Origin of the sequence: Bradyrhizobium sp. (assembly GCF_016462955.1) — a bacterium.
Classification (GTDB): domain Bacteria; phylum Pseudomonadota; class Alphaproteobacteria; order Rhizobiales; family Xanthobacteraceae; genus Bradyrhizobium.
Genome location: NZ_JAEMSD010000006.1, coordinates 1 through 6,453, shown reverse-complemented (window position 1 = coordinate 6,453; position 6,453 = coordinate 1). Strand labels below are relative to the sequence as shown.

Genomic DNA, 6,453 nt, shown 5'->3' with positions numbered 1-6,453 from the left:
GCCTTCGAGGCCATGACGGACATCGGCCTCCGTCAGGTCGGGCTTCTCGGTCGCCAGCGCGACCGCGGTCATCACTATGCCGGGGGTGCAGAAGCCGCACTGCAGGCCGTGATGCTCGCGAAACGCCTCCTGCATGGGGTGCATCTGGTTCGAACCAGGCGCGCCCTGCAATCCTTCGATCGTGAGCAGCGCGGCGCCGTCGAGTGCGGGCGCGAGCAATGTGCAGCTCTTCACCGGCAAACCATCGAGATGAACCACGCAGGCGCCGCACTGGCTGGTGTCGCAGCCGATATGGGTGCCGGTGAGATTCAGTTGCTCCCGCAGCAACTCGGCGACCAGTGTCGCCGGTTCGACATCCACGGTGGTGGGCCGGCCGTTGAGTGTGAAGGATATCTGCACGGTCATGCTCCTGCGCGACGGTCTCTAGGCGAGTGGAAGTGCGCTGCCGGTGGCCCATGTGGCCATGACGACATCGCCGACGGTGAACGGATCTGCGAAGAAGGTCTTTTCCGGAACGTAGGCCACGAACTCGTCGTCCGGCACGGTGTCCAGCATGACCTTGACGAAGTAGCCCTGGTATTCGATGGCGAGCACCCGGCTCGGCAGCGACGTGGTGCAGCCCGGCGGCAGGTCCCTGCCCGGCCGAACCAGCGCGACATCGTCGCGACGCACGGCGATGTCGACCTTGTCTCCGACACTGACGGTCGAACGCGCCTGAAGCGGGACCTCGATGCCCGAGGGAGCCGCCTGCGCGAGCGTGAAGCTGGCGCCGTTCACCTTTTCCACGCGACCGGACAACACGTTCTGGCCACCCATGAATTCCGCGACATAGCGATCGTGCGGATGGGCATAGACGTCCCGGGCCGCGCCGGCTTGCTTGATCTTACCCTGCTCCATCACCACGACGAGATCAGCGAGCGCGATCGCCTCGAGCTGGGTGTGGGTGACATGGATGAAGGTGATGCCGAGCTCCTGCTGCATCCGGCGCAGCTCCTGGCGCATCTGGACGCGAAGCTGCTCGTCCAATGCCGAGAGCGGCTCGTCGAGCAGCAGCACCCGCGGCTCGGTGATCGCGGCACGTGCCAGGGCCACTCGCTGCTGCTGGCCGCCGGAGAGCTGGGCCGGCAGGCGGTCCGCGAACTGCGTCAATCGTACCTTCTCGATCATGGCATCGGCCGCGCGCAACCGGTCGGACTTGGACTGGCCGCGCACGCGAAGTGCAAAAGCGATGTTCTCCCGAACGGTCAGATGCGGAAACAGCGCATAAGACTGGAACATCATCGCGGTGCGCCGCTGCACCGGCGCGAGGCCGACGACGTTCTGACCTCCGATGACGATCTCGCCGGCGGTCGGATCCTCGTGGCCGGCGATCATGCGCAGGATGGTCGTCTTGCCGCAGCCGGAGGGGCCGATGAAGCAGCAATAGGCGCCATCTGCGATCTTGAGATTGACACCGTCGACGACGTTGGTGACGCCGTCAAAGCTCTTGCAGACGCCCGCCAATTCGATATCGCCGCGATCGTTCTTCATTCCTAGGCCCTTACCCGGCTGCCGCGCTTCTTCTGGATCAGCACGATGCTGCCGAGGCTGGCGCCGATGACGATGAAGGAGACGATAGTGGTCACCGTGCCCAGCGCGTAGAGCGACGGAGAGGTGACGTTCAGCGTCATGCTCCAGATTTCCAGCGGCAGCGTGTTCAGGGATCCCGCGGTCTGAAGGCTGCGCGCGAACTCGTCGTAAGAGAGCGTGAAGCCGAACAGCGCGACGGCGACCAGACCGGGCGCCAGCACCGGGATCATCACCAGCCGGATCGACTGCCAGCGGCTGGCGCCGAGATCGTAGGCCGCCTCCTCCCAGGCATGGTTGAAGCGGGACATCACCGCGAACATCACGAGCACGCCGAACGGAAGCGTCCAGGAGAGTTGCGCGCCTAGCGCCGACGTGTACCAGCTTGCGTTCAGCCCCAACGCCTGGAACAACAGGCCGGTGCCGAGACCGAGCACGAGGCCGGGCGCAACCAGGCTGCCGATCATCATGTAGAAGACGAACGTGTCGCCGCGAAAACGCTTGCGAAAACCTAGCCCTGCGAGAAATGACACCACCACGGTGATGACGGTGACGATCACCGCGAGCTTGATCGAGCGGTCGAACGACCCCTTGACATCGCCAGTGCGCACCTGAGTGAACAGGTCGACGAACCAGTGTAGCGACCGACCCTTCATCGGAAACACGAGTCCGCCCCGGATGTCCTGGAAGGACAGGATGTAGATGCAGAACATCGGACCGTAGAGCGCGATGACGTAGCAGGCGAACAGCGTCGCCAGCACGTAGAACGTCCAGGGCCTGCCTCCCTTGCTCGGCGCAATCGCCTTGGTCGTCGCGGGGGCCGCGATCTCGGGCATGTCGGCGAGCACCGCGCTCATCGCGTGATCTCCTGCCGGATATCGACCGTGCGCAGGATCAGCGATACGATCGCAACCAGCACCAGCGTGAGCAGCACGGCGCTTGCCGCCGCGGTCGGATATTGCAGTACGCCGACGTCCTCGTAGAAGGCGCTGACCACCGAGGCGGAGCCGCCGCCGGACATCACCTTGACCACGAAGAAGTCGCCCATCACGATCGAGACCACGAAGATGGTGCCGAGGGCGATGCCGCTCTTGGACATTGGCGCCACGATCAGACGCATGATGTCGAAACGGCTGGCGCCGGCGTCGATTGCGGCCTCGATCAGCTTCTTGTCGATCCTCGCCATCGAGTTGAAGATCGGCACGATCATGAAGATCGTGAGCTGGTGCACATAGGCGATGACCACCGCGAGATCGGAGAACAGCAGCACCTCCAGTGGCTGGCGGATCGCACCCGTTGCCAGCAGCGCCTGGTTGATCAGGCCTTCCTTGCCGAGCAGCGGGATCCACGAGATCATCCGGATGATGTTCGAGGTCCAGAACGGCACCGTGCAGAGCAGGAACAGACCGATCGCCAGCAATTGGTTGCGGACGTGGAAGACCAGGAAATAGGCAACGAAGAAGCCGATGGCCAGCGTGAAGATCCACGTCAGCACCGTGAACTTGATGGTCGCCAGATACAGCTTCAGCGTCAGCGCCGAATGCAGCACCTCGACATAGCTTGCCAGCGTGAAGCCCGGCGTCAGTCCGCCAAAGCCGTCGGTGGCGAAGAAGCTCGCGGCCAATACGACCAGGATCGGCGCCACGAAGAACGGCACGAGCACCAGGACCAGCGGCGACACATAGAGCCAGCCGGCGAGATTGGCGCGTATGGGACTTGGATTGGGCTGCATGGCGGCAATGGCCTCGAAGTCTGCCTTCTCGTACCGGCGCGTAACGGCGCCGGTGCGTCGTTCAGGTCAGGGAAAGCAGGTTTCAGGCCACCTTGAAGTCATTCCAGCGCTTGTTCATATAGGCCGCCTCGTCCATCAGCGTGTTCCAGCACGAGATGTTCTTGACGCGATCGAGGAACGAGCCGCCGTCGCGCTTGGTGCCGGCCTTCTCCATCGGCACACCGTAGGGATCGTTGATCACCGCGGGCGCGGGCTTGCCGTCGTACCAGAAGTCCCATTCCGCCGCCGTGAGAAACTTCTTGGCCGTCGATGGCACGGGGCTGTAGTAGCCGTAGCGTCCGACGAAGCCGCCCTGCCAACCCGACAGATACCAGTTGAGATATTCGTAGGCGGCGTCGAGCTTCTTGCCGGAGAGGTGCTTCATCAGGCCCATGCCGTTGCACCAGCCGCGATAGCCTTCCTTGCCGTTCTTGACGTTCACGGGCGCGTAGACGCAGGGAATTTCCTTGACGCGCACGGCTGCAACCGCGGGCGACCACATCGACTGGATCACCACCTCGCCCGCCGCCATCAGTTGCACCGACTGGTCGAAAGTGGTCCAGGTCGCGCGGAACTGACCCTGCTTCTTCAGCTCGATCAGCTTGTTGCAGGTGAAGTCGATCTCCTCCTTGGTCATGTTGCCTTTGTTGCCATACTTGATCAGCCCGGCGCTCTCGAAGCAGAGCGCGGCATCCATGATGCCGATGGCGGGCACGTCGAGGATCGCGGCCTTGCCCTTGAACTTGGGGTCGATCAGGTCCTTCCACTCAGTCACTTCGTGGCCGACGAGATCGGGGCGATAACCGATGGAGTCCGCGTTGTAGACCTGGGGCAGGAACGTCGCCCACTCCGTGACGCCGTCGTTGAGATCGGTCGCGTCGGGCTTGGCGATATACATGGCCTCGTAAGGCGAAATGCCCTGGCGCGGAATTTTGTGGCCGTCGATCTCGCCCTTGGTGAAGATCGGCAGGATGTTGTCGAACTCCTTGATCTTCTTGACCTGGATTCCCTGGATCACGCCGCGCTTGGCCGCGAGCTTGGCCTGCCAACCTTCGAGGTCGGCGATATCAACCGTATTTGGCTGACTTATGAAGCGGTTGATGGCGGCGGAGGTGTCGAGGTTCTGCATCGTCACCTTGAAGCCGAGATCCTTGGCCGCCTGGTCGCCGATCGCCTTCACCACCGAATAGGACACGCCGACATGGCGCAGCTCGATGTCCTTGATCTCCTGCGCCCAGATGGTCGGGAAGCCCCGGATCGCATCCGATCCAGCGGCGGCGCCCGCGACGGCTGCGGCACCCTTCAACAGCGTGCGGCGGCTCAGCTTTTTTGCTTCCCCCGGCTTCGTTCCGGCGGCAGCATTCCCCTTATCCCTATCAAGCATGGCAACCCTCGTTGGTTACGATGAGCGGCCGCAACGATCTTCAGCGATCCCTGCGGATGTGATCAGTTGCGCGTGAGGCTATGGGCAGGGTTTTGCGAAGTAAAATTGGAAGTAAAAATTCGCGACATAAGCGCGACTAATGACTCAGCCCTCTGCATTTGATCTCGGCACGGCAGCTCAGGAAGGCGGCAGGCGGGTATACCGGGCGCAACGAATGCAAACTTGGCGATCATCAATTTGGGAAATTTTTCGTCGTCTGGACGACACGCCTTCGCGTTCTCGCAGCGTACTTCGCCCGAGCTTTGCTTGATCTCGCCGCCCTCAAATCCAAGAGGGCGCAGGGAAGACCGGGTGCCGACTTGCACCCGCGGTCCGCTGCGCGAAGATGCACACGCAGGAAGAACCGCACAGCAGCATACAGGTGTAGCCCAACACTCGGCCTTCCCTGCGCGATGGTCGGACGGCTTATGCCGCGCTCTCCCGGGAGCCGAACTTTCCCTCTGGCCTCCCTCGCCCTCACGGAATTCACCGGCCGCCGCGCCGGTTGACGCGATTGCCGCCTCCGCAAGAGCTTGACCGTAGCAACGACGGCCAGGACCACACGGTTTTGCCGTACGCACGGCCCGCCATTTCGCCGCAGTTTTCCCGATGCCGTCGACAGCACCGGAAACTTACAGACGAGACGAAACCTAGCAGCGCCGTTCGTCCGCGCGCGGCCGCGAGCTCACCGGGGACTACCCTCCCTGCCCGCGCCTTTCGCGCCCGACGCTGCCGCGTCCACCGCAAGCCCGGCTCGCGAACATGACGACCTCACGATCGCCCCTCGAGAATGAGCCGGGATGGGCGACACATACGATATTTCCGAATTTCGGTAAAGCGGAATATATTTGCGGGAAGATATTGACAGTGGGCGAAACAGGCGGGGGTTGGGCCCCGCCACTCGGCACCGTCACGACATCAGGCGACAGCCGCCTGGTACAGGCAGTCCCGAAGCCAGGCATGACCCTTGTCCTCTTGATTGCGCGGATGCCACAACGCGACGATGCGAGCGGGCGGCAGATCGAGCGGCGGGGGCGTGAGATCGAGCTCGTTGGCGAAGCGGATCAGAAAACGTCGCGGCAGGGTGCAGATGCAATCGCTGTGCGCAAGGATGACCGGCGCCAGTGCATAGGTTTGAATGGAGACAGCGACGCGCCGGGAACGGCCGAGCGCCGCGAGCGCGTCGTCAACGAGGCCCGAGAAGCCGCCACCGTCGGCCGAGATCAGCAGGTGGTCGAGCGCGCAAAAGCTGTCGAGATCAAGCGGCCCGTTGCCACGCGGGTGTCCTTTGCGCTGTGCGGAGAGGAAGCCGTCTTCGAACAGCGGCCGCTGCATCAATTCGCCATGTGCGCGGTCAGCTCCAGTCACGAGGATGTCGATCTCTCCCCGTTCGAGCTGGTCGACGACATCGCGCGCGGGGTGAACGAGAGCGAGCCGCGCCCGCTCCGCCACCGCCGTCAAGCGCGCAACCAGGCCGGGCGCCAGCGTCACGGCCGGATTCTCGTGAATGGCGACGACGAAGGTTCGCTGGCTGCGGGCGGGGTCGAACACGGCCGGCCCCTCCACCATGCGGCGAAGCTTGCCGAGCACGTCCGCAAGCTCCGTCTGCAGCTCCACCGCTCTCGTCGTCGGCACGACGCCGCGGCCGCTCGCCGCGGGTACGAACAGCGGATCGGCAAAGATCTGCCGCAGC

General features: G+C 63.5%; 6 protein-coding genes. All 6 read right to left on the bottom strand.

Annotation, left to right across the window (positions count from 1 at the left end):
• The coding region (locus JHD07_RS01435; RefSeq protein ID WP_291618245.1) for a (2Fe-2S)-binding protein at positions 1–405 on the bottom strand (405 nt) is incomplete at its 3' end.
• 18 nt (positions 406–423) lie between these two features.
• Positions 424–1,530 (bottom strand): ABC transporter ATP-binding protein, encoded by a 1,107-nt coding sequence (locus JHD07_RS01430; RefSeq protein ID WP_291618243.1) that lies wholly within the window; start codon positions 1,528–1,530, stop codon positions 424–426.
• A gap of 2 nt (positions 1,531–1,532) precedes the next feature.
• Complete coding sequence (locus tag JHD07_RS01425; protein WP_291618241.1) at positions 1,533–2,423, bottom strand: ABC transporter permease subunit; 891 nt, start codon at positions 2,421–2,423, stop codon at positions 1,533–1,535.
• Positions 2,420–3,298: an ABC transporter permease gene (locus tag JHD07_RS01420; protein WP_291618239.1), complete on the bottom strand. Its 879-nt coding sequence runs from the start codon at positions 3,296–3,298 to the stop codon at positions 2,420–2,422. Before JHD07_RS01420 ends, JHD07_RS01425 begins: the two co-directional genes overlap by 4 nt.
• A gap of 82 nt (positions 3,299–3,380) precedes the next feature.
• Entirely contained in the window at positions 3,381–4,721 is a 1,341-nt protein-coding gene (locus JHD07_RS01415; protein ID WP_291618237.1) for an extracellular solute-binding protein, read from the bottom strand.
• Positions 4,722–5,678: 957 nt separating this feature from the next.
• Positions 5,679–6,453 (bottom strand): LysR substrate-binding domain-containing protein (locus JHD07_RS01410; RefSeq protein WP_291618235.1); only part of this gene is annotated, 775 nt, incomplete at its 5' end.